The 2,060-nt window shown below is 74.3% G+C and carries 2 protein-coding genes; both read right to left on the bottom strand.

The window, feature by feature from the left end; genetic code table 11:
* Positions 1-224: 224 nt before the first annotated feature.
* Positions 225-623, bottom strand: a complete 399-nt coding sequence (locus E4099_RS31535) for a DUF3040 domain-containing protein (RefSeq protein WP_135342515.1) — start codon at positions 621-623, stop codon at positions 225-227.
* Positions 624-959: 336 nt separating this feature from the next.
* Complete coding sequence (locus E4099_RS31530) at positions 960-1,748, bottom strand: methyltransferase (RefSeq protein WP_135342514.1); 789 nt, start codon at positions 1,746-1,748, stop codon at positions 960-962.
* Positions 1,749-2,060: the final 312 nt, after the last annotated feature.

Genomic DNA, 2,060 nt, shown 5'->3' with positions numbered 1-2,060 from the left:
GCCAGACCCGAACCCAGCTCCTCCGGGATGGAGAACAGGTCGAGCTCGGTGCCGAGCTTGCGGTGGTCGCGCTTCTCGGCCTCGGCCAGGAACTCCAGGTGCGCCTTCAGCTCGTCCTTGGACGGCCTGGCGGCGGGCCGGGCACACGAGGAAGGGCGGACGCCTCGCGGCGTCCGCCCTCCGTCAGACTCTGGTGCGCCGGCACCGAGCCGGCGCCGGGTGGCTCAGTGGCCCTGTTCGTCGCGGCGGCGCTGCCACCGCTCCTCGATCCGGTGCATCATCGAACGGCGCTGCCTGCCCTGACGTGGGGCGGCCAGCCTGCCTCCCGGACCACCGGACCGGGGCTCGGACCTGGGGGCCTTGCGCCAGCCGGTGACCATCAGCACGGCACAGCCGAGCATGACCAGGAAGCCCACCACACTGACCGGGATCTGCTGGATCACCACGCCGACCATCAGGAGCGCGATACCCACCAGGAAACCAGCGGCTGCCTGATAGACCCGTCGCCGGGTGTGCGTGCGCAGGCCGCTGCCCTCAAGCGCTGTCGCGAACTTGGGATCTTCGGCATACAGCGCTCGCTCCATCTGCTCGAGCATGCGCTGCTCGTGCTCCGAGAGCGGCACGGAGTCCTCCTACTCGTCGGTCGCGGGGGGCGACCGGGTCGTGCGACCCTTTCAGGATAGGCAGGGATTCGCCCCCGTGAAACCCGCCCCTCTGCGCCAATCAACCCACCGGCATCGTCGTGGTGGATGGTGGTGCTGAAAGCTGCATTCCCCACCCGCCGACCCGCCATGCCGGACGGTTCCCCCGATCATACGGGGCGAAGCCGCTGATCGCGTGGGCGGTGGCCTCCCCCTGTGCCGCCGAGCGGCACAGGGAAGCGGCGTTCGCGCGCCGGCGGCCTGGTACGACCCGGGCCCGCCCGCCGAGGTGGCGGACGGCGCCGCCCCGTCGGGGCGTCAGTCCCGCTCGGCGAGCACGTGCAGCTGGCTCGCCACGGAATGGAAGGCGGGCAGTTCCGCGACGGCCGTCTCCAGCTGGAGCAGGGCGTCCACGGCACCGGGCTCGGTGTCCACCAGCACGCCGGGCACCAGGTCGGCGAAGACGCGTACGCCGTGCACCGAACCCACCCGCAGCCCGGCGTCGCCGACCAGTCCGGTCAGCTGCTCGGCGGTGAAGCGGTGCGGCACCGGGTCCCCCTCGCCCCAGCGGCCCGCCGGGTCGCCGAGGGCCCGCCGGGCCTCGGTGAAGTGACCGGCCAGCGCACGGGCCAGCACCGCGCCGCCGAGCCCGGCCGCGAGCAGGCTGAGGGTGCCGGCGGGGCGGAGGGCGGCGGCGGCGTTCCGTACCCCCTCGGCGGGGTCGTCCACGTACTCCAGCACGCCGTGGCAGAGCACCACGTCATAGCCGGCCCGCTCGACCACGTCGAAGAGTCCGTGGGCATCGCCCTGGACGCCGCGCACCCGGTCGGCGACCCCGGCCTCGGCGGCCCGCCGCTCCAGGGCGAACAGCGCGTTCGGGCTGGGGTCGACCACGGTCACCCGGTGGCCGAGCCGTGCGACCGGCACCGCGAAGTTGCCGGTGCCGCCGCCCGTGTCCAGCACGTCCAGGACCCCGCCGGGCACATCCGCGGCTTTCGCCCGGCGGTCCAGGGCGTCCTTGAGGACCTCCCACACCACGGCGGTGCGGAGGGACGCACGGGGGCGGAACGGGGTCTCCCCGCCGGAGGCGGCGGAAGGCTCTGACACGGCGGATGGCTCCTCGGCGCGGGATGCCGTCGCCGTCTGAGCGGCGACGACGTGGTGCTGACGTCGACGCCCCCAGCCTATTGCCTCGGCACCGGGCACGACCGCCGGGCGGTCCTCCCACCTCGTCGCCCACCGCCTCGACCGAGACGGGCGGCGTCCTGCCCCCCGTCCCGTGTCGCCCATCACCGCCCTCGACCGAGACCCGCGGCTTCCGGGCCCCACCCGACCCGCCGCCACCCCAACCGAGGCTCACGGCGCCCTGACGCACCACTCGTCACCCCCCGCCAGCCGAGGCTCATGGCGCCCTGACCC

Source organism: Streptomyces palmae, assembly GCF_004684805.1.
Taxonomy (GTDB): Bacteria; Actinomycetota; Actinomycetes; order Streptomycetales; family Streptomycetaceae; genus Streptomyces; species Streptomyces palmae.
The sequence above is the reverse complement of the archived record's forward strand: the minus strand, read 5'-3'. Positions and strand labels throughout refer to the sequence as shown.